Origin of the sequence: Methylobacterium sp. B1 (assembly GCF_000333255.1) — a bacterium.
Taxonomy (GTDB): Bacteria; Pseudomonadota; Alphaproteobacteria; order Rhizobiales; family Beijerinckiaceae; genus Methylobacterium; species Methylobacterium fujisawaense.
Window position 1 is genome coordinate 1 of sequence record NZ_BACT01000956.1, and the last position, 1,529, is coordinate 1,529.

1 protein-coding gene and 1 pseudogene are annotated in these 1,529 nt (G+C 75.5%); both read left to right on the top strand.

The features are described from left to right. Positions 1-301 (top strand): annotated as a pseudogene (locus tag I53_RS31915) (hypothetical protein); the annotation flags it as partial. Positions 302-388: 87 nt separating this feature from the next. Beyond that, positions 389-1,529, top strand: a 1,141-nt coding sequence (locus I53_RS26835) for a hypothetical protein (RefSeq protein WP_043356659.1), incomplete at its 3' end; no start/stop codon positions are given.

The window sequence follows — 1,529 nt, forward strand, 5'->3', positions numbered from 1 at the left end:
GCCGAAGGCGGCGGCGGCGGCGAAGCCGACGGTTCGCGCCGCGGCGCCCACGTGGTCCAAGGTCGTCACCACGGCCGTCGAGGCGGCGTACATCGCGCCGACCGGGGACGCGTGTTGCCGGCCCGGTTGCAAGACCCGCTGCTGCGGGACGATGTCCTGCTGCGCGACCGGCGTCCTGTCCAGGTCCGACGCCCTCGTCCCGTCCCTGTTCCGGACCGGCACGCAGATCCCGGGGGACGTCTCCGGCCGCGTCGGCACCGCCCCCGAGACCCTGCCCAAACCCCCACGAACCCTCGCCTGAGATGAGGCGCGCCCGAGGCGCGCGACGCCCGAGCTGCGCCCGCGAACGGCCGCGCCCGGCATCCCCACCGCGAGGAATACCGTTTCCATGTCGACCCGTCTTGCCGCCGCCCTGGGCGCGATGGCGCCGCTTGCCGCCGTCCTGGCGGGATCCGCGCTCGCCCATGAGGGCCATGACCACGGCGCGGCCCCGCCGCCCGTCTCGAAGACCATCGCCCCCCGCGGCGAGGCCCTCTCGGAGACCTTCGAACTGGTCGCCGTCCCGCGCGACGGCACCCTGACGCTGTTCCTCGACCGCTTCCGGACGAACGAGCCGGTGACCGGCGCGACCATCGATGTCGAGACGCCGGACGGCCCGAAGACCGCGACCGCCACGCCGGAGGGCGGCTACGCGCTCACGGCCCCGTGGATGTCGGCGCCCGGCCGGCACGAATTCGTCGCCACCGTCACGGCGGGCGGGGACGTCGACGTCCTGACCGTCGCGGTCGCCGTGCCGGACCCCTCCGGCCGCGCGGCCGCGGCGCCCGCCGAGCCGTCACCGGGGCGGGCCGCCCTGTCGCGCGTGTCCGAGGTCGCCCAGGAGGTTCGCGCGCGCCTCGGGCAGAAGGATCCGACCCTGGTCGGCGCGGTCGTCGTCGCCTTCCTGCTCGGCATGCTGGTGACCGGGCTCGCGCGCGGGCGCCGCAGCGTCCCGGCGGTGGCGTTGCTCGCCCTCGGCATCACCCTCGTCCTCGGCACGGCCGCCTTCGCGCATGGCGACGAGGACCACGGCCCGGCCGTGCAGGGTGCCGCCCTGACCGAGCCGCGCCCGTCCGGATCCTCCGATCTCGCCCAGCGCCTGCCCGACGGCTCCGTCTTCGTGCCCAAGCCCACCCAGCGGTTGCTGGTTCTGCGCACGACGATGACCGAGCAGGGCCGGTTCCACCGCGCGGTGGAACTCCCCGGCCGCATCATCCCGGATCCGAATGCGAGCGGCGTCGTGCAATCCTCGGTCGGCGGCCGCCTCTCGCCTCCGGCCTCGGGGCTGTTTCCCCGCCTCGGCACCCGGGTGCGCCGGGGCGAGGTGCTGGCCACCGTCACCCCGCCGATCCAGGCCGTCGACCTCTCCGACATGCGCCAGACGCAGGGCGACCTCGACCAGCAGATCTCCATCGTCGAGCGCCGGGTCGACCGCTACAGGCGTCTCGCCCTGACGGGGGCGGTGGCCCAGACCCAGCTCGACGACGCCC